Raw genomic sequence first — 23,886 nt, forward strand, 5'->3', positions numbered from 1 at the left:
TTTCTGCTTACTGTTACGCTCCCTCGATTCTTGTGCAACGCGTGATACCACCTTCTTCCTATTTGCAGGGGTATCGCTTGACAGTCGTGCCGGACCCCGTCGCGGTGGGTGAATTTTGGTCGTTTTGGTCACGAGAATTTACCGTCGCGGCCTTGGCAGGCGCGATTTCGGGAGCGTCGGAAAAACTCGTTCAGCGGCCCGGAATCACCGTCGATCCGTGCCTGTAGGTGGAGTACTTCGCGCGCGGCCGACGGACCTGACCAGCCTGCCGCTGCACGACTTCACCCAGAACCAGCTCTGGTGCGCCCTCGTCGTACTCGCCCTCGACCTGACCATCTGGACCCAGACACTCGCCCTCGCCGGGCAGCCCGCGCGGCGCTGGGAACCGAAACGGCTACGCCACCGGCTGTTCTCGCTCGCGGGCCGGCTCGCCCGCCACGTCCGCACCACCGTCCTGCACCTCGCCGGACCCTGGCCCGGGGTGTCGGGCCGGAAACACCGATCTTGAAACAGTCCCTCCCGCAGCGAGGTCTGGCCGGGCTAGCGGTATCTCGATCTCGTGAGGTGGGCCCCGTTCTTCGGACAGTGATCCCTACGAGGGATAATTGATCCGTGAACGGAGGAGATCAATGAGTCAGTCACGCAGGCGATACACACCCGAGTACAAAGACGAGGCGGTGAAGCTCGTCATCGATTCGGGCCGCCCCACATCGGCGGTCGCGAAAGATCTCGGTATCAACGAGGGAACGTTGGGGAGCTGGGTCGCGACCTGGCGGCGGGCACACCAAAACGAAGAAGAACCGCTGTCGATGTCCGAACGGGCCCGGCTCCGCGAGCTGGAGAAGGAGAACCGGGAACTCCGGATGGAGCGCGAGTTCCTCTCAAAAGCGACCGCCTTCTTCGCGCAACGCCATCAGTGACCGACAAGTACGAACTGATCGCCGCGGAGAAGGACAACTACCCGGTCACCAAGATGTGCCAGTGGCTCGTCGTGTCGACATCCGGTTTCTACGACTGGCACCGCAGGCCCGCGTCGACCCGGACCCGTCGGCACACCACCCTCGACACCCACGTCCGGGCGGTGTTCGCCGCCTCCCGCCAGACCTACGGCGCCCGGCGGATCGCCGCCGCCCTGACCGCCTCCGGCCTGCGCGTCTCCGTCCGCCTCGCCCGACGGATCATGCGCCGCGCAGGGCTGGAAGCCTGCCAGCCCAGGGCCTACCGCCGCACCACCATCCCCGGCCAGGCCCCGGCGCCCGCCGACCACGTCCGCCGCGACTTCACCGCCACCCGCCCCGGCGAGAAGCTCATCGGGGACATCACCTATATCCGCACCGGCGAAGGATGGCTCTACCTCGCCACCGTCATCGACTGCTACTCCCGTAAAGTCGCCGGCTGGTCGATGGCCACCCACCTGCGCACCGAGCTCATCATCGACGCGTTCACCATGGCCGCCTCCCGCACAACCCTCGCACCGAACGCGCTTTTCCACTCCGATCGTGGCGCCCAATACACGTCGGATGCCTACCATCGCGTCCTGAAACGCCATGGAGTACGCCCGTCGGTCGGCGCCACCGGAGTCTGCTGGGACAATTCCGCTGCAGAGTCGTTCTTCGGAACGCTCAAGAACGAACTCGTGTACCGGGAAAACTACCCAACCCGCCGCGCCGCACGTACCGCGATCGCCGAATACATCGAGGTCTTCTACAACCGGCAGCGGCTCCACTCCACTCTCGGCTACCGCACTCCCGAAAACATCGAGCGCGCATACCACTCAACCCAGAACGAGGTGATAGAAGCAGCATAAAGCTGCTATAGTCCGTCTACGTCCGTGTCCGAGAAAAGGGCAGCACCTCAGTCCTCTCCACGACACCCAAGTGCAGGCGTGCGGCCTCCCGATACAGACGTGAGACCCACTCGCCGCATCTACCGGCGCGGTCACTTCTCACCGACATTGATCATGCAAGTGATCGGCAAGCGCGGTCAAAACTCGCGAACATCCGCGGTCAGCTCTCGCGGTGTGGGCTGGGCCGGGGGTCGGGCGATCGGTGTCTTCCGGATGGTTGCCAGACGAACAGCCATGTCCAGCATCAGCCGCCCCGCCGTACCAGCGAAGGTCACCCTTCGGCCGGTCCTCGTTCGAAGACCGGGACAGGCGTCAGCGTGGCTGGCTCCCCAGCGGGTAGCGCAGCAGGGCGCCGAGGCCGTCGGACGGCCCGTCCGGCAGGCCGGCGGAGAGCGCCCGGATCGCCGCGCCGGTGCCCCATGCGGCGCGCACGGCCACGTCCGCGAGCCGGCCGACGGTGGGTGCGCCGACCCGGTCTGCCAGCATGCTCGGATCGGCAGTGACATCGGCTGGCTCCGGCCCGAACCACGCGATCCGCTCGTCGCAAGGGTCATCGACGACGAGCAGGGTGCGCGCCTGGGAGCGGACCAGAGCGTCGAGCGTCGCGACGACGCCGTCGACCGCCCGCCCATGCGCGTGGTCGACGGCGAAGCGGGCGAGCAGGTCGGCGGTCCGGACATGGGCCTCGGCCTCGACCAGGTCGCGCACCTGGCGGGCGTGCTGCCGGTCACCCCGGCTGGGGTGCCGTCCGCCGTGCTCAAGCTGGCGTACCAGCGGGACGACCCGGGCTGGCAGGTGCTTACGCAGCAGCTGCACCGCCCGCACGTCTCCCGCCAGGACGACCAGCGCCGCGTCCACCCTCTCGGCCAGACCCGTCACGGCATCCGCGACCTGCGCCGCGTTGTGGTCCCACGAGTCCTCGGCGCGATGCTGGTAGCGAAGCTGCGACCATCCGCCGGGAGCGTTGCGTTCGATCACGTCGTCGGTGCCCACGACTTCGCCGGCGAACCGCAGCCCGTCGACGTTCACCCTCAGGTCGGCACCTGTCCGGTCGGTGAGCACGACCACGCAGGACACGGTGCTCTGCTCGTAGGCAAGCAGCGGCAGAACGCAGGGCAGCGGGCCCCAGACGGCCCGGTCATTGATCCGACGCAGCCGCTGCAGCCAGGCAACGCGGCCGTCGGCGGCGAACACCGCGAGAGCGGCATTATCCGGCCCAACAGACGCCACCGCCTCGTCCACCGCGCCCAGCGTCGCGCCGTCCGCCCCGTCCACGGCCAGTTGACCGCGAAGGCCCCGCCACCGCAGCTCCCTTTCCGCCACGACATCGTCCACCTCTCCGGACACACCCAGGCAGAGGGTGACGAAGGGGCCCACGGTGGCGAGCAGCCGGCCGATCTCCGCACCTACAGGCATCGCTTCCTCCCTTTTCCGGGAAAAACTCTTCCCACCAGCGGGCGAGCCCGGGGAAACCGCGACCACCCCTGCCGTAGCCTGGGCTACCCTCCAATGCCCCGCCGAACGCCTGTCGGTGTGACCGGCCGGGTGGGAAGAAGATCACTCGCGGCGCTGCGGCCGGCCTTCGTTGCTGACGCTGGCTTCTTGAGTCGCCCACGTTGCAGGACATTCAGCCCATCTCGCCGGAGTCGGAACTGTGGGCCATCGTCTTGCCGTCGCTATCGTGCACGGACACTCGTCGCACCATCCACGGCCTGTCGAGATATACCGGGACAGGCTCATCCTGCACGGGTGCGGCGATTTCATCGACGACTATGAGGGGATCGCCGGCTACGAAAGCTATCGGGACGACCTGCGGCTGGCGTACTTCGTGTCGGTCGATCCGGGCAGCGGGAATCTGATCGACCTGCGTGTGATGCCCCTGCAGGCACGGCAGATGCGACTCCGGTACGCCGGCCCCGAAGACTCCGCCTGGCTACAGGAGATTCTTGACAGCATCAGCCGCGGCTTCGGGACACGGTTCGGCCTTCAGGCGGACGGCATGCTCTCGCTCCGCTGATCATGAGCGAAACCGAAGCCGCCCGCCGACCCGATGGGTGATGACGCCGTCGCCCTCGCCCGGCCCGGACAGGTCCCCGGCCCGGGCCCGGGGCCGTCCTGTGGGGTGACGAGGATGAGGCCCCGTCAGTGGTCCCCGCTGATCGTGAAAAGGCCGGTGCGCAGGCTCCTGCTGGTCAGATGCCTGCTTCCTGTTGGTGCCCGTTATGCGAGGCATGCCAGACCTGCGGGACGGCAGATGCCTGCCCGCGGGTGTGCTGCGCAACGTAGGTGCCAGCAGCGATCGCCGCAGCCACCGGCCATTCGACGACCTCGCCCACCGCGAGCACGCCGAGCCCCAGGTAGTAGGCGCTCTTGCCGGGGGACGGTAGGCCGACCGGACCGAGACGCCAGCCCGTGTGGCCGGCCCGCCGGCCGAACTCGAACCGGGCGGTCAGGAACGGCAACCGGACCGTAGCGGCCCGCGTACGCGGCTGGCCAGTGTCCGGGGAGGCCGACGTGGCCTCCTGGGGCCCTGCCCGTTCGGCGGTGCCCGTAGCAGTTGAACGCCGCGGTCTCGCGGTCGCGCTGCCCGTCCTCGTCGGTGTCGGTGGCGACATCGCACATCCCCCCTCGGGGAACCTCTCCGTGTTACGACCCCTCGTAAACGGTGACAGGTTTGGTGTACCACGGGCGCGGCGCCGGCGCAGGGTGGCCACCGATGCACCCTCTGAACCGGTGGCCTCGCGAATGTGGGGGAGTCTTCGCGGATCGGGCGGTAACGGCTCGTCGGGCCGCGAAGGTCAGTCCGCCGCGTAGCCCTTGGCCTCGTCGAGCGTACGGCGTGCACAGTCACGGCACAGGTAGATCATGCACGGACGGCTCGCGCGCAGGACGCTCTCCCGCCCACAGAACGGGCACGGGCCGCGGGCCGGCGGGCCGACGCCCACCGGCTGGCCTTTCTCGGTCGCCGCGCAAGCGGGTGTACCCCCTCACACCGCCATCTCGCTGCCCGGTTCGAGTCGTCCTACGTCACGGTCAGCCTGACCGCCAACCTGGCCGGCGCCGGTCTCGAAGGTCACCTTCGGCTGATGAGCGGCGCCGACCGGGTTTCTCCAGCCGTGTGGGCGGCGATGCCTTGGTGAGAGACACAGCGAGCGGCACCCTCGTTGGTCGGTACGGACGCTGACGGCGCGCGAACGAGCGCGGCTTGGGCGTGAGTGCCAGCTTCGTGCGGGTGGACGCCGTGTGGGCAGGAGGACCACATACCGCCGACAGATCGGGAGGCGACGTGGCACAGGTGGCAGAACGCGAGGCGCGCAGGGTCGCTGAGGCGGCCCGGGAGGCCGAATGGAAGCTCCCCTCGTTCGGCAAGGAGCTTTTCCTCGGTCATCTTCGACTCGATCTGATCTCCCCGCACCCGCGGCCGAAGGAGGGCGACCGGCATCGAGGGGAGGCGTTCCTGGTCCAGTTCGAATCGTTCCTGCGGGACACGGTGGACCCTCTGCAGGTCGAGCGGGACGGGCGGCTGCCCGGGCAGGTGATCGACGGGCTGCGGCGGATAGGCGCCCTCGGCATGAAGATCCCCGAGGAGTACGGCGGACTCGGGTTGACCACCGTGTACTACAACCGGGCACTTGAACTGTCCGGCTCGTGGCATTCGAGCATTCCCACGCTGCTCTCGGCGCACCAGTCGATCGGCGTGGCCGAGCCGGTCATGGGTTTCGGTACCGAGGAGCAGAAGCGGACGTATCTGCCGAAGGTGGCACGCGAGGAGATCAGCGGGTTCCTGCTGACCGAGCCCGACGTGGGCAGCGACCCGGCCCGGATGAGCAGCCAGGCGGTGCCGGTCGAGGACGGCGCCGCCTACGAGCTGAGCGGCCGCAAGCTATGGACCACCAACGGTGTGATCGCCGACCGGCTGGTGGTCATGGCGGTCGTCCCACGCTCGGACGGTCATCGCGGTGGCATCACGTGTTTCATCGTCGACGCCCACGCACCCGGCGTGAAGGTGGAGCACCGCAACGAGTTCATGGGTCTGCGCGGCATCGAGAACGGCGTCACCAGCTTCGATCGAGTCCGGGTCCCTGCCGCGGACCGCCTCGGACGGGAAGGCCAGGGGCTTAAGATCGCCCTGACGACGCTGAACACCGGCCGCCTCGCCCTGCCGGCGATCTGCGCGGGCCACGCCAAGTACGCGCTGCGCATCGCCCGGGAGTGGTCGCGGGACCGGGTCCAGTGGGGTCGGCCGATCGGCCGGCACGACGCCATCGCCCAGAAGGTCGCGTTCATCGCCGCCACCGCGTTCGGGCTGGAGGCGATGCTGGAGCTGTCCGGCCTGATGGCCGATGAGGGACGCGAGGACATCCGGATCGAGGCAGCCCTGGCCAAGCTGTATGCCAGCGAGATGGCCTGGCTGATCGCCGACGAGCTGGTCCAGATCCGCGGCGGTCGCGGGTACGAGACCGCCCAGTCCCTGGCCAACCGGGGGGAACGACCGGTACCGGCCGAGCAGATGCTGCGCGACTTGCGCATCAACCGAATTTTCGAAGGTTCCACCGAGATCATGCGGTTGCTCATCGCGCGGGAGGCCGTGGACACCCACCTCGCGGTGGCCGGCGACCTCATTTCCCCGGAAGCGCCGTTCGTGGCGAAGGCCCGCAGCGCCGGACGGGCGGCCGCCTTCTACAGCCGCTGGCTGCCCGGCCTCGCCGTCGGCAGCGGCACGTCGCCGCGCTCCTTCGTCGAATTCGGCCGGCTCGGCACGCACCTGCGCTTCGTGGAGCGCTCGGCGCGCAAGCTCGCCCGGTCGACCTTCTACGGGATGGCTCGCTGGCAGGGCGGACTGGAGAAGAAGCAGGCGTTCCTCGGACGTCTCGTCGACATCGGCGCCGAGCTGTTCGCGATCAGCGCGGCGGTCGTGCGGGCCCGAATGCTCGACGAGGACGGCGAGCCGATCGCGACCGACCTGGCCGACCTGTTCTGCCGGCAGGCGCGGCGCCGTGTCGAGGCATCCTTCTCGGCACTGTGGCGCAACGACGACACCCGCAACTACACGGCGGCGCAGGAGGTGTTCGCCGGCCGCTTCATCTGGGTCGAGGCCGGCGTGATGGACCCGAGTGGAGGAGGGCCATTCCTCGCCGCGGAGCGGCAGAAGGCAGCCCCGGCACGACCGGCCGTCGACGTTTTCGCCGCAGGCTAACCACTCGTCGGCGCTCGGTGCCGAAGGCAGGCCGGTAGGACGCCGGGAAAACGCCGAAATTTCGAGCGGAGGGTCACGTCCGGAGGCGCAGCCGCGCGGTGACGCGACAGTGTCCGATCGATCAGTCAGTCCTCGTCATCGCTGATGCCGTGCTGGGCCAGATGTACCTGTATCGCCCGTTCAAGGGCGTCGGTGTCGAGGCAGGCCGTCGTTCCCTTGGGGGAGACGACCGCTGCGAGGTGAATGGGCCAGGGGCAGACCGGGCAGACCGCGACGAGCCTCGCCATCGGCAGAGCGGTCACCAGGCCAAGGTCACCATTGACGGGTTGCTGCCACCACACCCTCTAGTACTACCCCACTGGCAGGCGGCATCCCGGTTACTTGAGGTGCGCGCGGTACCAGGGCCTGTTCCACCGGGCACCGACAGAGCCCGGGCGGGGGTGTCCGAGATCGGGCGGGTGCCGAGGTCCACGGCCGTGTCAAGGGCACGCTACGGGCAGTCCTACCGACTGGCCCTTCGGTCGTCCCTGACTCGGCCGCTCTACCCGGATGTAGGTCGCACGATCGCACAGCGGCCGGTTCAGTTCCTCATCGACCGTCGACATTTTCGATCTCTCGGGTGAGCCGCCGGCGACAAGGCGTCCCTGGTGGCGGGGCCAGTCAACCGCCGGGACCCCTTCCCGGGACGGCCCGCGGTTCCAATTACATCGCTATGCCCCGCCGAACGGCTGCCGCTGGCCGAAACGTTCCGCAGGCTGCTCGGCCGCGGGCTCGGCCTGGGCTGCGGGCTGCTCGGCCTGGGCTGTGGGCTGTTCGGCCGCGGGCTGCGCGGGTGTGCCTCCAGCCGGCGCAGCGCCAACCAGTTGTCGCAGTCGGGTCTCGACGTACCCCTGGCTGAAATGTGACCTGTCGGCGATCCGCTGGACAAGGTCGTCGACATTCAAGGCGGCGTCAAGGTCCGATGTGTTGACCTCCGCGAACTGGTCAAGGATTCGGTACCGGACTTGCCGCCAATTTTGCCGCAGCTGCTGTTCCACCAGCTGCGCCTCCTGCTGTTCCATACCGTCACCCCTACCTACATCAGAGGGACATCCCTTCCACAGATGAACCTACGTCGCCGACAGGACGAGCCAAACGCAGAAGTTACTGTCCGCAACGCCTGCCATGTGACACAAAGGTGGTCCACGAGACATATGCCCGGCGGGCGGTTCATCTCGCTTGAAGTGGCCCGCGGGCGCGGGTCGGTGGACGCGGCAAGACGGTCGTCAAGAAGGAGGCTGTCTGCTGATCTCTTGTGCGTGGGGCGGGGCCGTCGCACTGGTGGCCGTCGGTGGGGGTCCGACGTTGCGCGGGGAGCGGAGCAGATCAGAACAGGCCTCGGACGGCCTCCTGGGCGTAGACGGTGGCCCGCCCTTCGCACTGGGCGGCCCGGGCCAGGGCCACGCTCGACCGCAGCTCGGCCAGTGACGTGGCGAGGTACGTGTCCCGAGCTGTGATCTCGTTCACCCACGCCGCCGGTACCGATCAGTCCACCTCAGGGTGGTCGCGATCGGCCACGCTGCGTGGCCATTCACCTCGAAGTGCGCCGGGTCGAGGCGCCGCTCGTCGCGCAGGGGTTCCAGCGCCGAGCTGGGATGCTGAATCCAGGTATGCCTGGCGTGAGTGGATACCGGCGCCTGTCCGGATCCCCCTGGCCCCCGGAGCCCGACCGCATCGGGCGGCTATCGCTGGGCTGCGCTTACCTCGGCGAGCGTCGAGGAGGGGTCCAGCGCGCGTGCAAGGTCACCGAGGCTGATCACACCGACGGGACGGCCCTTGTCGACGACCGGGAGCCGGCGGATGTGCCGCTCACGGATCAGCTGCACCGCGGTGTCCGTGGTCGTGTCCGGGGCGATCGTGATGAGCCCTGTCTGGGTGCAGACCTCCCGGGTCGCTGTCCGTTCGGGATCCCGCCCCTCGGCCACCACCCGCAGGGTGATATCCCGGTCGGTCACGATCCCGGCTACCCTGCCGGTGTTGTCGAGGACGATGACATCCCCAGCGTTGACGGTCTTCATGCGTCGGGCCGCCTCGGCGATCGGCTGGTCCATCCCGACGGTCGCAGGGTTCCGCGTCATCACGTCGGCAACAGTGCTTGCCATGGCTGGACTCCTTCCGTATCGGCTGCCTACCTCCCCTGCCCTTTCCCTATGGGCGCCGGGCAACCTCGACCGGCTTTCCCGACTCCGATGGCCGTCCGTCGCTACCTCGACGCGCTTCCCTCCGGCAGCTACCTGGCCCGCGTCACGCGGTGGCGTGGACGCTCCGTCCGTCTCCGCGGTCCCACCGGCTACACGTCGGGCCGCTGGTCTTCCACGCCTTGAGCTACCGGAGGCGCGCGTGACGCTGACTGCGCGGTTCGCTACGCCCATCGGGGCTTTTACTCACGGCGAGTACCCTGAGTTAAGTCGTCAGGTTAAGAAGTTGCTGGCGGGTCTGGTGGAGCGCGGGGCCGTAGGGGTTTCGTTGTGCTAGCAGGCCCAGATCACGCGGATCCAGGCGTGTTCCAGCTGGGTAGCGTCATGGACGACGAATGGTTCTGCAGTGAGCTGGACCCGGCCGACCCCGGGTGCCTCCCGCTTAGATGCGGAACACCCTGGTGGCGTTCCCGCCGAGGAACGCTGCCCGAGCCTCGCTGTCGAGACCGAGCTCGCCAAGGCGTTCGAGAGCCCGCCGCGGAGTGATCATCGGATAGTTCGTCCCGAACAGGACCTTGGCCTGGCCGTGCTCCCGTAGGTAGGTGACCAGCTCCGGGGGATACCGGTGGGCGGCGTAGGCGGAGGTGTCAATGTAGACGTTCGGGTATTTCGTCGCGAGCGCGATCATCTCGTTGGTCCACGGGTAGCCGATGTGTCCGGCGACGATGACGAGCTCCGGGAATTCCAGTGCCACGTCGTCGAGGTACGGGATCGGCCGCCCGGTCTCCGAGGTGCGCAGCGGGCCGGTGTGCCCGACCTGGGTGCAGAGCGGGATACCCAGCTCGACGCAGGTGGCGAACAGCGGGTAGTACCGCCGGTCGTTCGGCGGCAGCCCCCACAGCCACGGCACGATCCGCAGCGCGACGAACCCCAGGTCCTGCACGGCACGGCGGAGTTCGCCGATGGCGGCGATCGGGTAGCGGATGTCGACCGAGGCGACGCCACGGAACCGGTCTGGTCGAGCCCGGACGCAGGCGTCCACCTCGTCGTTGGAGATCAGCGGACCGGCCGGGCCGTACCAGGCGCAGATCAGCCCCCGGTCAACCCCGCCGTCGTCGAGTGCCCGGACGGTCGCGTCCAGGGGCAGCTCGCCGGTTGGCTCCGCGGCGCCAGTCCACCGGTGCAGCGACGCGAACATGTCCTCGCGCAGGAACCGGACCGTGGGGTGCTGCATCCAGGCATCCACGACCGGGCCCGCGGGCAACCCCTCGGCATCCACCACGGGCTACCTCCCGCCGCCATTCATCCCTCGGCCGGTCACGGCGGCCACCCGGCCCCGGTCAGGTCCGCGACGCCATCATCATGCCGTCCTTCCGCCTCGGAGAAGCTGCGGCGCTCGCCTTTACGGCCGTGGTGGGTCAGCACCCGGTAGAACAGCCGGGGTCGCTGACCGGGCCGGTAACAGACCAGGGCTGCCATCGACACTCGCCCCGAGCCCTTCCCGGACACCCGCACGGTCGGGGTGCGGCCCCGCGCTGCCCAGGTCCGGGCCTTGCGACCCGGAACGGTCGTCCCTCGAGGTCGTCACGACGAGGACGGCCCGGCAGCGATCGGTGTCCTGACTCATCCTCGGTACGGCCCGTCCGGTACTCGCCAGGGCGGGCCGTACTCGTGTCCAGTGCGCATGTCCGGGCCAGCCGGGACAAATCTGCTGCCGCATCAGGCAGACGGCCCTGGTAGCCCGGACAGCGCTGGTCAACGGACCAGCACCGGCACCGAGGCGTCGAGTAGCCCACTAGGCCGCCGGTCCCGGGGTGGGGCAGCGGGGCCGGCGGTCGAGGCGGGCGCCGTCGGCCACACAGTCGCCACTCCGGGAGTGGCCAGGCAGCGCCCAGCTCCCCCTGCCCTGCCGCTGGCCGGGTAAACCCGGGGTGCCCGGCTGGGCCGGGCTAAAACGGCCGTGCTGTCCGTCTCTGCTGTCGCGTGTCGTGTCGTGTCGCCTGTCGCCTCCCAGGTGGGAGGGCTGACGACACTCCCAGGGACGGGTTCCAGGGCCGGGGCGACACACGTGACACGTCAGGCGACGCGACTCACGACTGTGGGTGCGACTCCGCGACCGGACCCCCGATATCGACTGTCGTCCTTGCGTTGCCCGCAAGATCGGGACAGATCCTGCTGCCGCTGTATGGGCTCAGGACATACTTGACGTCTGTCGTCAGGAGAGGCTTGATGCTCGGCTGGCCTGGCGCCGGTGACGTGGAGCCGGGTGATCGGGGAGTAGCGTGGCAGAGACCGTAGGCGCCACTTTGGTGGGATGACCCACCCGATTCCTAGTCCGTGACCGGGCCGGCCAGTTCACCGCGTCGTTCGACGCGGTCCTCGCCGGCGCCGGCATCATCGCCGTCAAGATCCCACCTCGAACGCCGCGGGCGAACGCCTACGCTGAGCGGTTCGTCCGCACGGTCCGGACCGAGGTCACCGACCGGATGCTGATCTTCGGTGAGCGGCATCTGCGCACCGTCCTGGCCGACTACGCACGGCACTACAACGGACGACGACCCCACCGCGGCCGCGACCTTCAACCACCCCGGCCCGACCACCCTGTCGCCGACCTGGCCAGGGAGCGGATCAAGCGCCGGCCTGTCCTCGCTGGCCTGATCAACGAATACGAACGAGCAGCCTAAAAGCCCAGGTCATCCCTGAAGGGGTGGGGCCGGTCAAGCGGTTCCGGTGTGGGGGTTGGGCCTGTTTTCCGGCCTGGTTCTGGGTGCCTGTGGGCGTGCGCCAGTGTCCGGCGGCGGAGTCAAGACGCAGCGCCCGCAGGGCGGAGCCCGAGGACGAACGGTCTTGACGCCGTTGTCGGCTGGCGCATCCTGGAACGGCCCAGGACATCGGGTGTGGGTGGTGTGGCGTCTTCTCCAGCACGGGTGTCCGTGGTGGGCGGCGGTGTGGGTTTCGCCAGTCATCCCTTCGCCACGCGGGGCAGGGTGGCATGGAGTGATACGGCCACGATCAGACGGGGTCAATCAACACGTCGACCGCGCCACCGGAGTGGTGGGGGTCATGACCTGGGCGGCCACGCGTCTGATCGTGTGAACACCTGCTCACGCCGCCGTGTGCAGCGCGCGGACCTCACCGTCGCGCAGCGCGTAGAAGACGAACGTGAGCAGCTTGCGGGCCGCGGCGACCTTGCCGATGTTGGTGCCGCGGCGGGCAGCGACCCGGGTCTTGGTCGGGCCCAGGACCGGGGTCGTCGGAGGCAGGATCGACACGGCTTCGATCGCGGCCCAGCGAATCAGGGAGGAGCCCTGTTTGGTGATGTGGCCGCGGTGCACGGTGGTGTCGGACTCACGGTGCCGGGGAGTGAGACCAGCCCAACTGGCAAGGTGACCGGGCGTGGGGAAGCGGGTGATGTCCCCGATCTCGGCGAGGAACACCGCGGCCAAGGTCTTCCCGACCCCGGGCAGGACCAGCAGCGCCTGATAGCCCGGATCCCGCGCGAGCCGGCCGGCGAGCTGACAGGCGGCCGCGTCGATTTCGAAGTCGAGCAGGTCGATGAGGCGGCGCAGACTCGTGACGCGGGCGTGGAACGGGCTCGGGAGCTCGACCTGGCCGAGGAGGTCGGTTCCGGCCTGGCCGAACAGGTCGGTCATGGGCACCGCGACACCGTTCTTCGCGAGGACCGCGTGGATCTGGGCCTTGCACGCCGACCGGATCGCGACGAGCGCCGCCCGGTGACGGACGGTCTCCCGCAGTTCCCGCACCGGCGGTGGAGCGACCCACGCCTCGGGCAGACGTCCCATACGCAGCAGGTCCGCGAGATCCGCGGCGTCACGGACGTCGTTCTTCACCCGCCGGTAGGCGAAACCCTTCACGCCCAGCGGGTGCGCGAGATGAACCTGCGCGCCAGCGGCGGCCAGCACATCCGCCGCCCAGTACCAGCCGTACGTCGCCTCCAACACCACGTCGGGGTGCTCACCGGCACGGCTGATCTCAGCAGCGAGGGTGGCAGCATCGTTGCTGATCCGAACCGTTCCCAGCGGATACCCGTCCGGGGTCATCCGCACGATCACCGACCGCCGCCGATGGAGATCGATTCCCACAATCTGGCGACCCTCATACGATGGACTCACAGGGGCCTCCTTCGTCGGTAGACGTGAGCAACCCCGAGGGACCTACCCCCGACCCCGGGGAGTCACCAGGAGCGGAGGCCCCGCCCCTTCATCGCATCAACACCGGTGGCCGAGTTCTGGCACCCCACACGCCCGGCCCCACCCCCACAACAACCCCCAGCAAGGAGCGCGCCCCCCTTCCCCGGCCCGGACCCGACGGCCTCCCTCGACCAGCCCGCCCTCCGCACGCACGCCCGATCCGGTCGCCTCCTCCATGGGCCGCAGCGCCGCGTTTCTCTCGCGGTGGTGCTGCTCATCATCACCGGCATGGTCCTCCTCGCCAGTTCCGCGCGGGACAGGAATCCGAGCGCGACCAGCGCCCACTCCGCTGCGCACACCCCCGCCGCGCCGCCGACATCGACTCCCACACCCAGCCTGTCGGGTTCCCCCTTGCGCGGCCACACCGACTCGGTGCGGTCGGTAGCGTTCTCCCCGGACGGGCGCACGCTGGCCAGCCCCAGCCAGGACCGCACGGTGCGGCTGTGGGACATGGGCTGACCGGATCCTGATCCCAGAAGAGGCATACGAGGCCAATCTTCAGCACTCCGAAGCCCCTCAGAACACCACTGACAGCTGAACCGCAGGACATCCACGGGAAACCCGTAAATAGCCGAGGTCGGCGGCGCCAGAAAGCGGTAAAAGTGGACTCGTCTTCATCGAACCCAACGGCACCGCCCTAACCCTGGACGACGTCACCAGCCGCTTCCGGGAACTCCAAGAAAGCGCCGGCCTTCCCCCGTCCGCCCTCACGACCTCCGCCACGGCGCGCCCCCTCGCTCAAGCCGCAGGCGCTGACCCCAAAGCCGTCCAAGATCAAACAAACATTCGCGGCGGCCGTCCCAGGCGCTCAGATCGCCCGTTGAAGGTGCTTTTGGGCACCCTCGCCAGCGGTAGCAGCGGGGACGGGGCCGTCTGGTCCGCGCCCGGCCAGAGAGAAGCATCCTGGCCGGATTGATCCGGATTCACCCATTTTGAAGCCGCCGAAGCCTCGGCTACATATTGTCACCACCAGATGTGAGTCGGAGTCGTTGATCGGACACTCCCGGTGGCCGACGCCTGATTCGTCGTCGGGCCCACGCTCACCGCCTTCTAAATAGGCTGGTGAATGTACAGCTCGCGTCGCCGGCGGCTCACCCCTGCGTGGGTCGGTGCGGGCAGACAGTAGCGGGCGGGCTGGCCGTGTTCGGCGTGGAGCCGCGTGGCGTTGTAGACCCGTGGGAACTTCCAGAGCATGCGCAGGAAGTTCGTCTGACCGTGGGTGAGATGCCCGGCGACGATACGTGCGGTAGCGGCCAGTGCCTTGACGCCGAGATGCTTGCGGTTCAGTACGGCCTGGGTCGCGACGAGTTCGCGGTAGAACTCGTCGAGGGGAAGGCTGGTCGGGGTGACCGCGTGCTGGATGTCGAACAGGCGGTAGTCCAGCGTGGTCAGTTTCTGGGACTGGGTGTGCCAGATCTCGGTGCCCGGGTAGGGCGTCATGACGGTCAGGTGGACGATTTCCGGTACGGACAGGGCCCATTGTCGGACCAGCCGGAACTGGTCACGGCTCCAGGCGGGGTCGGCGATGAGGTTCACCGCCACGGTGATGCCGATCTTGCGGGCGAGTTCGAGGGCCTTGATGTTCTCGTCGGGGGAGATGCGCTTGTGGAACAGGTCGAGTCCCTCGGCGTCGAGGGCCTCCATGCCGAGGAACATGTAGGTCAGGCCGAGCCGGCGCCAGCGTTGGAAGACCTCGGGATGGCGCAGCAGGACGTCCGCGCGGGTCTCCAGGTAGTAGCGCTTTCGGATGCCGCGGCGTTCGATTTGGTCGGCGATGGCATTGCCGTGGTCGGGTTTGATGAAGGCCACGTCGTCGACGAGGAAGACGTTGGGCTCGCGGATGGAGGCGAGTTCGTGTCCGGCCGCGTCCGCCGACATCCGCCGGTAGCTGCGCCCGTAGAACGTCCAGGCACTGCAGAACGAGCAGTCCCAGGGGCAGCCGCGGGTGAACTCCACCGATGCACACGGGTCGAGCTCGCCGATGAAGTACCGGTTGCGGCGGGCGAGCAGGTAACGGGCCGGGAGCGGCTCGTCGAGGGTGGGCAGCATGGTCGGCGGGGGCCCGGACCCGGCGCGGGTGACCGCTCCCGGGACCTCGGTGAGGCTGTCCCAGTCGGCTTCGAGGATCCGGGGAGCGACGACCTCGCCCTCTCCCCGGGCCACCGCATCGATTGCTTCGTCGCAGTTCTCGAGGAGGTGCTGGGCGATGAACGAGACGCTGTGACCACCGGCGATCACCAAACATCCTGGCCGGGTGATTTTGGCCTGTTTCGCGAGCATGATGACTTCTGGGACGTTGGCCAGGTAATTCAGGCCGAACATCACGGTCTGCGGCCGGAAATCCACCAACGCTCGGGTGTAGTCCCGTATGTCGGCGGTCTGAAGATCGATCAGGCGGACCTCGTGCCCGGCCATGAGCAGCGATGCGGCCACGCGTTCAAGACCCAGAGGCTCGAGTCGCAGGAAGATCTCCGAATACATCAACGCACTGGGATGGACCAGCAGCACACGCATGGCATCGCCCCGTTCCGTCGGCCGTGCCTCCGGATTACCCCGGAGCCCGTCCACATACCGCCGTTGCGCGATCGGACGCGGTCCGTGGGTGGTGAATCCCCCCCGGCGTGTCCGGAGACTCTGACACACCGGGGCGGTTCAACACGATCGTCTACCAGACCAGTGGGATCAAGGATCGCCTCGCCGGACGGCCCTCATGGCCGACGGCGTTCACAGACAACGTCTCGGCTGGCCCCTTGCCCTATCCGCGGAGCAGATCCGCCATGCCCGTGCATTTTATGCAAGCCGGATGTCACGGTCGCCTCGATCGCGAAGCTGCTCGGACCCTACCTGCTGCAGCACCCTGCCCGCCCACGTACGGGAGTGCCGCAACAGCTCCCGCTCCGAGCAGCGCCGCGATCCTCGTCAGGGTTTGCGGCTGATTCCTCCACCGGTCAGCTTCTCGGTGAGCCGCAGCGTCTCTGGAGGCGGACCATCCGGCCGCCACAGCGGGTTGTAGACGACACCAGGTTCGACGAATTCCAGGCCATCAAAGTAGGCGGTGATTTCTTCCAAAGTGCGGAACCGGCCGGTATCAAGGTCAGCGAGGAGGGCCTTCTGGATTTCGTCGGTCTGGGCGCCGTGATCGACGAAATGGGTGAGAAACAGGTACCCGGCGCCGAAACGGAAGATCGGGAACATCTGGGCGTGGTCGGCGGACGACGTCAAGGCGTGGACCGAGCACGGCCGGACGCGGCCCGCGGCGGGGTCGTCGTCCGTTGTAGTGCCGCGCACCCTCGGCGTTGCACAGGCCGTCAGCCTCGGCGCTCATCAACGCCTCCGCGAACGCCTTCACCATCGAGCCCAACAGATCCGGACTCGCCGTCATCAGCTCCTTGCTGAACGAGTCCACATCCGTCACAGTCTGGCGCGCGGCCATCGCGTCTCCTCATCGAGTTGCTTCGCACGTTTCTCGAAAAGGATCACGCGGTGGTTGCTCTACGTCACGGACCGCCACTCCGGCGAGTCGCTCGACGATCACGATCCGTACACCACGTCAGTGGACTCCACTTCCCGCTGTTGCGACCCGCCCGTGAGATCGCGGACGGCGAGATCGCGCCGCTCAAGGAATGGTGCTGGCATCACCAGTCCGTCGGCGACCTCACCCGTGAGGCCGCCGCGCGCTGTCGCCTGGCCGCCATGGGGTACGCGGCATAGCGCCCGGGGCGGGGGTTTGACTGGCCATCCCCGGGGCAGGGGGCCGACTGGGGCGCCAGTTGGCCTACTGCAAGGGGATGTCGGCAGGGCCTGCGGCACCCTACTCGGCCGCCGGCCCTGTTCTGTCGACCTCGGGACCGGCGGTCTGGAGACGTTGCCCCCGGCGCCGCTGGCGTCACCTCGGCGTCGGGGGTGGCCCTCCGTCCGGGGCGGAGCCGGCGTTATCCGCACACCCGGGCGGGACCATCGGCCCGCTGGGCACCACCACCGGCGGGCCGTGGCCGTTCCGGGGGCCGTAGGCGAGACGCCGTGGGCAGCGAGGCCCGCGTCTCCCGGCGCGGGCCTCGCTGCATGTCCGGGAGTCGCCAAGGCGAAGACGTGTCCCCGCTACCAAGAGATCAAGTATCTTGATCATTTCAGCTGCAACTCGATCAAGCGCGACCAGTTCGCTCAGGCTGCGATCTTCTGACGGGAGGCCCACATGTCTGGCGTCCCTGGCCGAGTCGGGGCAGTCGGTGTACTACGAGCCGTCGGACTGGGCGACGGCTTACCTGCTCGCCGAGGTCATCTCCCGTGAGCTGCAGCCGCAGATCGTCGGCCGCGATGAGGACACCGGCGAGCCGCTGACCGCGACGATGCCGGTCAAAGGGGCGAGCCTGGCCGCCTGGTTGAAGGCGATGATCGGGCTGGTGGTCACCGAGGGGGAGCGGCGTCGGGCCCGCGTCGAGCTGACCCGCGCCGACGAGGAGCCGGCTGAGGAGGGGGCGTTGTCCAAGCTCGATGAGTACCGGCGGCGCGCTCTCTCCGGCTGACCGGCTTGTCACCCTCCCCCTGGCCTGCCTGATCTGACCGTCGGCTACGAGGCGGCGTGGTGGGCTGAGTACTGGTTGGTTCAGCCGAACGGGCCGCGGGCGGGCAGGCCGTTCCAGTTCACTCCGGGGCAGATGCGGTTCGTGCTGTGGTGGTACGCCGTCGATGACGAGGGCCGGTGGCTGTTCCACCACGGGGTGCGTCGCCTGGCGAAGGGGTCGGGTAAGTCGCCGTTCGCCGCGGTGCCGGGCTGATCGAGACAACGGCGGTGTGGAGCTCGCCTCCACCATCCAGGACAACCTCGCGAAGTCCGGCTCGCGGATGCTGGAAACGTCGAACGCCTGGGTGCCTGGTGTCGACTCGGTGGCCGAGGGCACGTGGGATGCGTGGCTGGGCCAGGAGGAGGGGCGCAGCCGGGCGGAGACGCGGATCCTCTACGACGCGCGGATCGCCCCGGCCGACACCCGCCTCGACGACGAGGCGTCGCTGGCGGCCGCGCTCGAGCACGTCTACGCCGACTGCCCCTGGCAGGACCTGCGGCCGATCATCAACCGGATCTGGTCGCTGAACGCCCGCCCGGATGAGTCGAAGCGGAAGTACCTCAACCGGCCCACCGCCGCCGAGGATGCCTGGACCACGCCATCGCCCAGGCGAACGGACTACCTGTGCCGTGAGCGGAGACGGCGCTTGCTCAGTCCTGCCGGCCCTTGGGGGTCGGGTCCGCTGCCCACCACTGGTGGTCGAACCGGGCAGGCATGCCTGGTTCCCGGACGGTTCTCCCGGCCGAGCATGAGGCGGGGGCTCTCGCGTACTACGGGCGGATGCGGGGACGTGCAACCCCGACAGGACTGAGGAGGCTCCGTCCCTATGAGCATCGCTGTGCTCGTCATGACCGACGGTCGCGACGAGCACCTCGACCGCGCCGTGCAGTCGGCCAGATGGCACCTCGGCGGACCCATCACGGAATGGTTCATGCACGACGACTCTGGCGACGACGACCACCGTGCTCAGCTCGCCACGCGGTACCCGCAGTTCGTCCAGCTGGGTATCGGCCCGCGGCGCGGTTTCGGTGGCGCCATCAGCTGGGCCTGGAGCGTCCTCACCATTAACCGGGCCCTCGACTTCGCCTTCTACCTCGAAGACGACTTCGTCTTCCACCTCGAAGACGACTTCATCTTCCATCAGCCCGTCGACCTAGGCGCCATGGCCGATGTGCTCACCAGCCGGCCCCACCTCGCCCAACTCGCACTCCGCCGACAGCCATGGAACGACGCCGAACGGGCCGCCGGCGGGATCGTCGAGCAGCACCCCGACGACTACGTCGAGCAGACCGACGAGGACGGCAACGCCTGGCTCGAGCACCGCCGGTTCTTCACCACGAACCCGTGCCTGTACCCGCGGGAGCTGTGCTCGGCCGGCTGGCCGGCTGGGCCCGACTCCGAGGGCAGATTCGGCCTCCGACTACTCGAGCGCGGCCTGCCCTGGGGTGTCTCTGGAGCGGACGTCCGCATGGGCTTCTGGGGTGCGCGGGACAGCGGCGAATGGGTGGAACACATCGGCCACCAGCGCGCAGGCACCGGCTACTGAAGGAGATGCCATGAAAAAGATCGCTCTCATTCTCGCTGTCATCGCCGCCTGCCTGGCCGTAGGCACCGTGGCGGCGCGAGCCAGACCACCGGCGTGCTCACCCGCTCCGTGACCCGCGCCGGCACCCAGCTCGCCACCGCCGACCCCGGGATCAGCTACACCGCCGGCGCCGCCGTCTGGCTGCGTATGCGCGTCGTCGGCCACCAGATCCTCGGCCGCCTCTGGCCTGCCACCCAGAGCGAACCGGGCTTCTGGCAGATCAGCACAACCGTCACCACCGACCCGATCGACACCGGCCGGGCCGGGCTAGTCGGCAGCTACTTCTCCGGCAACACCAACGTCAACCCGACGCTGTCGTTCGACGACTTCCGAACGATCACCGTGCAGCGGCTGACCGTCACCCGGGCCATCAACACGGTCAGCCGCAGCTGGCCGGCCGGCACCGATGTCCGCCTCGAGGCAGACATGGCAGCGCACCTCCGGACACACGGCGGGAGCAGCTCGTGACCACCACCCTGTGGGTGCCGGAAACTGGGGACTGTGTCGCCAAGCGGACAACGATCCGATCGTGCTCGCGCACGCTCGCGCTCTACTCACCGGCAGTGGGGAAGGGCGCACCGCCTACCTGGACGCCGACCTGCGGGAACCCGAGAAGATCCTCGCCTCGGCCGAGCTGCGCGACACGTTGGACCTGACCCGCCCCGTCGCGCTGTCCGTCATCGCGCTCTGCTGCACTTCATCCCGGACTCCGACGACCCGTACGGCATCGTCCGCCGGTACCTCGACGCGCTTCCCGCCGGCAGCTATCTGGCGCTCACCCACGTCACTCCTGACTTCGCACCCGAGGATGTCCAGCGCGTCGTTGATGTCTACCGGGGCCAGGGCATCCCCGCCACGGTCCGCACCCGCAGCGAGGTCGCACGTTTCTTCGACGGCCTCGACGTTGTCGAGCCCGGGGTGCAGCCGGTGCACCGCTGGCGGCCCGACGACAGCGGGCCGGACGGCCCGACTGACGCCGAGGTCGACGTGTACGGCGGTCTCGCCCGCCTCCCGTAGCACCGCAGGCCCGAATCGGCGTGGATCGGGATACCGCTCAGAACACGCCTCCGCCGGCGGCGATGGACTGGCCGGTAACCCAGCGGCCGCCGGGCGAGGCGAGGAACGCCACGATCTCGGCGATGTCGTCCGGCTCGCCGATGCGGCCCAGCGGGGCCTCGGTGGCCATCCGTTCCAACACGTCCGCGGGAACACCGGTGGTGAGTGCGTCGGTGCGGGTGCCGCCGGGGAGCACGCAGTTCACGGTGACCTGCCGGGGACCGAGTTCCTTCGCCAGCACACGGACCAGGTGTTCGACCGCTGCCTTGCTCGCACCGTAGACCCCGGTGCCGGGGCGGCGGGTGAGTGTCACCCCGGACGAGATCACCACCACCCGGCCGCCATCACGCACCCGGTTGGCTGCCTCCCGCAGCACGACGAAGGCGGCCCGGGTGTTGGTGGCGAAGCTCTGCTCGAAGTCCTCGTCGGTCGCCGTCGCGATGGACGCGAACCGGGCGACACCTGCGTTGCTGACCACGGTGTCCAGCCGGCCGAACCGCCGCTCGGCCACCTCGAACAGCTCACGCACCTGTTCCTGATCGGTGACGTCGCCCTGTACCGCCATGGCGACACCGCCGGCCCGGCCGATGGCGTCGACGACCTCCGCGGCGGCGGCACCGTGCGAACGGTAGTTGACGATCACGCTGTTCCCCGTCGCGGCGAGGCGTTCGGCGATGGCCCGCCCGATACCCCGTGAGCCGCCGGTCACCAACGCCACCCCGCGCTCGGATGCCATCATCATTCCCCATTCGGTAGAGAACCTCATCAGTCGAGATACTCAACCAAAATAGTCGAGGACCTCGACCATCTGTGGGATACCCTCGCCGCATGGCATCCGCCGAGCGGCCTGACGGCCTCGCCCGCTCGCTGCTGGAGCTGCATCGGGAGATGCGGGTGATACTCGGGTCCGTTGCGCGCGGCGCCGGGCTCACCGTCCAGCAGGTCGAGATGCTCTGCCTGCTACACAACCGCCAGCCCGCCCTCGGCGAGCTCGCCGACCTGCTCGGCTGCGACAAGACCAACATCACCGGCATGGCCGACCGGCTGGTCCGCCGAGGTCTCGTCACCCGCCGGGCTAACCCGGAGGACCGGCGTGTCACCCGCCTTGAGCTCACCGAGGACGGCCGGGCCTACGGACTCAAGCTCCGCGACGCGGTTGCGAGCGCCGTCGACGAGCGGTGGCGCTCACTCCCGGATGCCGACCGCGACGCACTCATTCAGCTCGTCGGGCGCGCCTGAACCGCAACGGCATCTGGTTGTGTCCTCGTCGCTGGCGGCGGCGCCAGGTGGGCCAGGCCCAGACGAAGTCGGCGGGGCGGCGCAGGCCGGAACAGGGCTCCGTGCCGCCAGAACGGCGCGGCGAGCGCTGCCCCGGCCCCCGAGCGTGACAGCAGCCAGGGCGTCGACGCTGGTGAGGGGCCTGACCTGGATCGCATCCTCGCCGACCCGTCAGCGCCGACTCTCGTCTTCCAGCCGATCGTGGACCTGCGCCTCGGGGTGGTCGCAGGCTACGAGGCCCTGGCCCGGTTCGGAGCATGCCTGGCGGACGCGCCGTACCTCGTGTTCGCGGAGGCGAACCGCCGCGGCTGCGCCGCCGAACTGGAGGCACGGGTGCTGCGCGCGGCGCTCGCCGCCCGGGACCGTCTTCCCGCGCGTTGTTTTCTCGCCGTCAACGTGTCTCCCCATCTGCTCGCCTCTCTCGAGGTCAGCGCGGTCTGGCGGGACGCGGATCCGTCCCGCCTGGTACTCGAGCTGAACGACGCGGTCGCCTTCGACGGTGAAGCCGCCCTGAGCGCAACGTTGGAGGCGTTGCGCAAAGCCGGCGCGTTCATCGCCATGGACGATGTCGGTTCGGGCTATGCGGGTCTGCGGCAGCTCACCCGCACCCGCCCTGATTGTGTGAAGCTGGACCGCTCACCGGTCACCCACATCGACGACGATCCGGTGAAGATCGTGCTCACCGAGCTCGTCCGCGGAATCGCCAGCAGAGTCAACGGATGGGTGATCGCCGAGGGGGTCGAACGGCTCGATGAGCTCACCGCGCTCGTCGCCATGGGCATGCCGCTTGGGCAGGGCTATCTGCTCGGCCGGCCCGCGCGGCAGTGGCAGTGGCAGGAACTCGACCCCGCGGTGGCCGCGCGCATCCGGCAGCTCGCGAACGCAGGGACCGGTCGGCGCACATCATCAGCCTCAGGTAGTCGGTCCGCATCGTGACCAGCCGGGCGGCGCTCGACGCACTCGGTGAGACGCTCCGACGAGTCGATCACCTTGGTCAGCAGCGCGGATCTGATCGACGTCCGGGCTGATCGACAAGCGGACGAGGCGGGCACTCGCACTCCCTGGAGCCTTGTCGAGTAAACGAAAGTACACCGTGACCCACATCATAGATCCGGACGGCGTCGCATGCCGTCTCGGGCCGGTCTGATGCGGTGCGTGCCGGTGGCACACTGGCTGGGTGACCGACGGGGGTAACGCGGACGGCACGACCGGTTCCGATCCGGGCTGGAACTTCTTCGTCTCCTACACGGCAGCTGATCGTGAATGGGCGGAGTGGATCTCCTGGCAACTCGAAGAAGCCGGCTACCGGGTGCTCGTCCAAGCATGGGACTTCGTCGCCGGAACAAACTGGCAGATCCGCATGCAACAAGGCGTACAACACGCCAAGCGCACCGTCGCCGTGCTCTCCGACGCCTACCTGACCTCGGTCTACGGACAGGCAGAGTGGCAAGCTGCCCACGCCGCCGACCCCCACGGCTTCAAACGCAAACTCCTGCCCATACGGGTCGAAGACTGCCCACGACCAGGGCTACTCGGCGCCGTCGTCTCCATCGACTTGTTCCACCACGACTCCGACAAAGCCAGCGGACACCTTCTCGACCACGTCCGCCACGCACTCACTGGACGCGCCAAACCCACCACGCCACCCAGCTTCCCCATACACCGGCCGAACGCACCGACCCGCGAACCGGCCTTCCCAACCAACGAACCCGAACCCGCCGCCGCCACCGTCCCGAATGATCGACAGGGCCTTGAGGATCTACTCGCTCAACAACACCAGACCCTCGGCCACGACCACGCCGACACCCTCAGAACCGCAGACCGGCTCGGATGGACCCTCGGTGAACTCGGCGACCACGCCGCAGCACGAACCCTGCTTGACGACACCCTCACCCGCCGACAGCGGCCCGCGTCCCCCCTCGTAAGGGCGCGAAAGATCCGGGCTAGCACTGATGTCCGGTCTGGCGATGCGTT

Annotated in this window: 23 protein-coding genes and 6 pseudogenes; 15 read left to right on the forward strand and 14 right to left on the reverse strand. The window is 68.6% G+C overall.

Annotation, left to right across the window (positions count from 1 at the left end; genetic code table 11):
* Positions 1-241 precede the first annotated feature (241 nt).
* Together FRANEAN1_RS15015 and FRANEAN1_RS15025 are read left to right on the forward strand one after the other, a co-directional pair.
* Positions 242-466, forward strand: a pseudogene (locus tag FRANEAN1_RS15015) (transposase); the annotation flags it as partial.
* A gap of 163 nt (positions 467-629) precedes the next feature.
* Positions 630-1,807, forward strand: a protein-coding gene (locus FRANEAN1_RS15025) for an IS3-like element ISFsp8 family transposase (protein WP_085950117.1) whose coding sequence is annotated in 2 segments (ribosomal slippage) — positions 630-882 and positions 882-1,807 — 1,179 coding nt in all. Because the reading frame shifts where the segments join, the coding sequence is not laid out codon by codon here.
* Between the two features lie 351 nt (positions 1,808-2,158).
* Here FRANEAN1_RS15025 and FRANEAN1_RS15030 read toward each other — a convergent pair.
* Entirely contained in the window at positions 2,159-3,262 is a 1,104-nt protein-coding gene (locus FRANEAN1_RS15030) for a Vms1/Ankzf1 family peptidyl-tRNA hydrolase (RefSeq protein ID WP_020460646.1), read from the reverse strand.
* A gap of 262 nt (positions 3,263-3,524) precedes the next feature.
* On the opposite strand from FRANEAN1_RS15030, the pseudogene FRANEAN1_RS15035 reads away from it, so the two are divergent.
* Positions 3,525-3,863 (forward strand): annotated as a pseudogene (locus FRANEAN1_RS15035) (CapA family protein); the annotation flags it as partial.
* A 175-nt stretch (positions 3,864-4,038) separates the two neighbouring features.
* Here FRANEAN1_RS15035 and FRANEAN1_RS41030 read toward each other — a convergent pair.
* A complete protein-coding gene (locus FRANEAN1_RS41030) occupies positions 4,039-4,308 on the reverse strand; it encodes a hypothetical protein (protein WP_049795635.1) in 270 nt (89 codons plus the stop codon).
* Positions 4,309-4,644: 336 nt separating this feature from the next.
* A complete protein-coding gene (locus FRANEAN1_RS41035) occupies positions 4,645-4,791 on the reverse strand; it encodes a hypothetical protein (RefSeq protein WP_157472645.1) in 147 nt (48 codons plus the stop codon).
* Positions 4,792-5,132: 341 nt separating this feature from the next.
* On the opposite strand from FRANEAN1_RS41035, the gene FRANEAN1_RS15045 reads away from it, so the two are divergent.
* Complete coding sequence (locus tag FRANEAN1_RS15045) at positions 5,133-7,043, forward strand: acyl-CoA dehydrogenase family protein (RefSeq protein ID WP_020460648.1); 1,911 nt, start codon at positions 5,133-5,135, stop codon at positions 7,041-7,043.
* Between the two features lie 125 nt (positions 7,044-7,168).
* Here the strand turns inward: FRANEAN1_RS15045 and FRANEAN1_RS15050 are convergent, their stop codons facing one another.
* The 6 genes from FRANEAN1_RS15050 to FRANEAN1_RS41045 all read right to left on the reverse strand — a co-directional run bounded on the left by FRANEAN1_RS15050 (position 7,169) and on the right by FRANEAN1_RS41045 (position 10,705).
* Positions 7,169-7,345, reverse strand: a complete 177-nt coding sequence (locus tag FRANEAN1_RS15050; RefSeq protein WP_157472584.1) for a hypothetical protein — start codon at positions 7,343-7,345, stop codon at positions 7,169-7,171.
* A gap of 408 nt (positions 7,346-7,753) precedes the next feature.
* Entirely contained in the window at positions 7,754-8,104 is a 351-nt protein-coding gene (locus tag FRANEAN1_RS15055) for a hypothetical protein (protein WP_020460650.1), read from the reverse strand.
* 304 nt (positions 8,105-8,408) lie between these two features.
* Positions 8,409-8,549, reverse strand: coding sequence for a hypothetical protein (locus tag FRANEAN1_RS41040; RefSeq protein ID WP_157472646.1), 141 nt, complete (start codon positions 8,547-8,549; stop codon positions 8,409-8,411).
* Between the two features lie 215 nt (positions 8,550-8,764).
* Positions 8,765-9,184: a CBS domain-containing protein gene (locus FRANEAN1_RS15060; protein ID WP_020460651.1), complete on the reverse strand. Its 420-nt coding sequence runs from the start codon at positions 9,182-9,184 to the stop codon at positions 8,765-8,767.
* A 478-nt stretch (positions 9,185-9,662) separates the two neighbouring features.
* Positions 9,663-10,454 (reverse strand): amidohydrolase family protein, encoded by a 792-nt coding sequence (locus FRANEAN1_RS15065; protein ID WP_041255926.1) that lies wholly within the window; start codon positions 10,452-10,454, stop codon positions 9,663-9,665.
* 83 nt (positions 10,455-10,537) lie between these two features.
* Positions 10,538-10,705, reverse strand: coding sequence for a hypothetical protein (locus tag FRANEAN1_RS41045; RefSeq protein ID WP_157472647.1), 168 nt, complete (start codon positions 10,703-10,705; stop codon positions 10,538-10,540).
* A gap of 839 nt (positions 10,706-11,544) precedes the next feature.
* Between FRANEAN1_RS41045 and FRANEAN1_RS38815 the strand changes: the two are divergent.
* Positions 11,545-11,904, forward strand: a pseudogene (locus FRANEAN1_RS38815) (integrase core domain-containing protein); the annotation flags it as partial.
* Between the two features lie 420 nt (positions 11,905-12,324).
* Here FRANEAN1_RS38815 and FRANEAN1_RS15075 read toward each other — a convergent pair.
* Positions 12,325-13,353 carry an IS110 family transposase gene (locus FRANEAN1_RS15075; protein ID WP_020458129.1) on the reverse strand — a complete coding sequence of 343 codons (1,029 nt, stop codon included), beginning with the start codon at positions 13,351-13,353 and terminating at the stop codon, positions 12,325-12,327.
* A 282-nt stretch (positions 13,354-13,635) separates the two neighbouring features.
* Between FRANEAN1_RS15075 and FRANEAN1_RS15080 the strand changes: the two genes are divergently transcribed.
* Positions 13,636-13,890, forward strand: a complete 255-nt coding sequence (locus FRANEAN1_RS15080) for a hypothetical protein (protein ID WP_041254198.1) — start codon at positions 13,636-13,638, stop codon at positions 13,888-13,890.
* Between the two features lie 591 nt (positions 13,891-14,481).
* On the opposite strand, the gene hpnR is transcribed toward FRANEAN1_RS15080, so the two are convergent.
* The 3 genes and pseudogenes from hpnR to FRANEAN1_RS43415 all read right to left on the reverse strand — a co-directional run.
* Positions 14,482-15,945, reverse strand: a complete 1,464-nt coding sequence (gene hpnR / locus FRANEAN1_RS15085; protein ID WP_020460656.1) for a hopanoid C-3 methylase HpnR — start codon at positions 15,943-15,945, stop codon at positions 14,482-14,484.
* 405 nt (positions 15,946-16,350) lie between these two features.
* Positions 16,351-16,626 carry an SAM-dependent methyltransferase gene (locus FRANEAN1_RS15090; RefSeq protein ID WP_347177146.1) on the reverse strand — a complete coding sequence of 92 codons (276 nt, stop codon included), beginning with the start codon at positions 16,624-16,626 and terminating at the stop codon, positions 16,351-16,353.
* A gap of 97 nt (positions 16,627-16,723) precedes the next feature.
* A pseudogene (locus FRANEAN1_RS43415) lies at positions 16,724-16,864 on the reverse strand (IS256 family transposase); the annotation flags it as partial.
* 793 nt (positions 16,865-17,657) lie between these two features.
* Between FRANEAN1_RS43415 and FRANEAN1_RS15095 the strand changes: the two are divergent.
* The 6 genes and pseudogenes from FRANEAN1_RS15095 to FRANEAN1_RS38825 form a co-directional block, all read left to right on the forward strand.
* On the forward strand, positions 17,658-17,954 hold the full coding sequence (locus tag FRANEAN1_RS15095) for a hypothetical protein (protein ID WP_198145515.1): 297 nt from the start codon (positions 17,658-17,660) through the stop codon (positions 17,952-17,954).
* A gap of 75 nt (positions 17,955-18,029) precedes the next feature.
* Positions 18,030-18,206, forward strand: coding sequence for a hypothetical protein (locus tag FRANEAN1_RS41055; RefSeq protein WP_157472648.1), 177 nt, complete (start codon positions 18,030-18,032; stop codon positions 18,204-18,206).
* A 16-nt stretch (positions 18,207-18,222) separates the two neighbouring features.
* On the forward strand, positions 18,223-18,804 hold the full coding sequence (locus FRANEAN1_RS15100; protein ID WP_041254200.1) for a hypothetical protein: 582 nt from the start codon (positions 18,223-18,225) through the stop codon (positions 18,802-18,804).
* 15 nt (positions 18,805-18,819) lie between these two features.
* Positions 18,820-19,539, forward strand: a complete 720-nt coding sequence (locus FRANEAN1_RS15105) for a hypothetical protein (protein ID WP_020460661.1) — start codon at positions 18,820-18,822, stop codon at positions 19,537-19,539.
* A gap of 93 nt (positions 19,540-19,632) precedes the next feature.
* Positions 19,633-20,046, forward strand: coding sequence for a hypothetical protein (locus FRANEAN1_RS15110; RefSeq protein ID WP_020460662.1), 414 nt, complete (start codon positions 19,633-19,635; stop codon positions 20,044-20,046).
* 43 nt (positions 20,047-20,089) lie between these two features.
* Positions 20,090-20,595, forward strand: a pseudogene (locus FRANEAN1_RS38825) (SAM-dependent methyltransferase); the annotation flags it as partial.
* A gap of 37 nt (positions 20,596-20,632) precedes the next feature.
* Here the strand turns inward: FRANEAN1_RS38825 and FRANEAN1_RS15120 are convergent.
* On the reverse strand, positions 20,633-21,400 hold the full coding sequence (locus tag FRANEAN1_RS15120; RefSeq protein ID WP_347177147.1) for an SDR family oxidoreductase: 768 nt from the start codon (positions 21,398-21,400) through the stop codon (positions 20,633-20,635).
* 62 nt (positions 21,401-21,462) lie between these two features.
* On the opposite strand from FRANEAN1_RS15120, the gene FRANEAN1_RS15125 reads away from it, so the two are divergent.
* The 3 genes and pseudogenes from FRANEAN1_RS15125 to FRANEAN1_RS43420 form a co-directional block, all read left to right on the forward strand.
* Positions 21,463-21,873, forward strand: coding sequence for a MarR family transcriptional regulator (locus tag FRANEAN1_RS15125; protein WP_041254202.1), 411 nt, complete (start codon positions 21,463-21,465; stop codon positions 21,871-21,873).
* 240 nt (positions 21,874-22,113) lie between these two features.
* On the forward strand, positions 22,114-22,848 hold the full coding sequence (locus FRANEAN1_RS15130; protein ID WP_020460666.1) for an EAL domain-containing protein: 735 nt from the start codon (positions 22,114-22,116) through the stop codon (positions 22,846-22,848).
* Positions 22,849-23,089: 241 nt separating this feature from the next.
* A pseudogene (locus FRANEAN1_RS43420) lies at positions 23,090-23,482 on the forward strand (toll/interleukin-1 receptor domain-containing protein); the annotation flags it as partial.
* Positions 23,483-23,886 lie beyond the last annotated feature (404 nt).

It is taken from the genome of Parafrankia sp. EAN1pec (genome assembly GCF_000018005.1).
In the GTDB taxonomy this organism is placed as follows: domain Bacteria; phylum Actinomycetota; class Actinomycetes; order Frankiales; family Frankiaceae; genus Parafrankia; species Parafrankia soli.